Source organism: Blastomonas sp. CCH1-A6 (assembly GCF_001556365.1).
Taxonomy (GTDB): domain Bacteria; phylum Pseudomonadota; class Alphaproteobacteria; order Sphingomonadales; family Sphingomonadaceae; genus Blastomonas; species Blastomonas ursincola.
On sequence record NZ_LSIS01000438.1, the window covers coordinates 1 to 927 of the forward strand.

The following is a 927-nucleotide window of genomic DNA, read 5'->3' on the forward strand; positions in this document are numbered from 1 at the left end:
ATCGCCAGCCGTGCGCCGATCGCTGCGCCCGCCGAATGCCCGACAATCACCGCCGGTGCGGGATGGCCGAGCTTCTTGAGCAGCTCGCCCAGCGCCTTCGCCATGCCCGGCAGGCTCTGCCCGCCCGAAATCCGCCCGCGGGTGAAGCCATGGCCCGGCATGTCGGGTGCGATCACCAAATAGTGCTTCGCCAGCAGCGGCAGCAGGTCGCGCCAGCTGTGCGTCGCAGCACCCGTGCCATGGACCAGCAGCAGCACCGCCGCATTCTCGGGCCCGGCGATCTGCACGTGCCAGTCGAGCATCGCGGTGCGCACGAAGCGGCTGTGCGCGCGGTTGGGCCAGTCCTGCCCCTCGACCTCCCAGCGAACCGAACTCATGATGCCTTCCCGAACTGCAGCGCGGATACCGCCTGCTCCACCCCCCGCGCATCGGCGCGTGGCAGCGCCAGATAGCGCGCGCGCATCGCGGCTGCAATCGCTGCGGCCTCGGGCTGCGGCCTTGCGGAGATATCGATGACCACGCCCTGCGTTCCCGATCCGGCAAAGCGCCGCGCCGCCGCCAGCGCATCCTCGCCCGCCTGGGCGCGACCCGGCTGGCCATGCTTGTCGATATTGCCCTTGCCATCGGTGAGCAGCGCGACGAACGGCGTGCGCCCGCGCGCGGCCTGGGTCTCGGCCAGTTCCGCAGCTGCGGCCAGCCCCAGCGCGAGCGGCGTGCCGCCCCCGCCGGGTAGCTCGCCCAGCACCTTCTTGGCGCGGGTGAGCGATCGCGTCGGCGGCAGCAGCAGTTCCGCGCTGGTGCCCCTGAAGGCGATCAGCGCCACCTGCGCGCGCTTCACATAGCTTTGCGCCAGCATCAGCTCGACCGCGCCCTTGGCCTCGGCCAGCCGCGCCAGTGCCGACGATCCCGAGGCATCGACCGCGAAGA

General features: G+C 71.6%; 2 protein-coding genes. Both read right to left on the reverse strand.

The window, feature by feature from the left end:
* Positions 1–377: alpha/beta fold hydrolase (locus AX735_RS19890; RefSeq protein WP_156447556.1), on the reverse strand; the 377-nt coding region annotated here is incomplete at its 3' end.
* Positions 374–927: VWA domain-containing protein (locus AX735_RS19895; RefSeq protein ID WP_156447557.1), on the reverse strand; the 554-nt coding region annotated here is incomplete at its 5' end. The genes AX735_RS19895 and AX735_RS19890, both read right to left, overlap by 4 nt.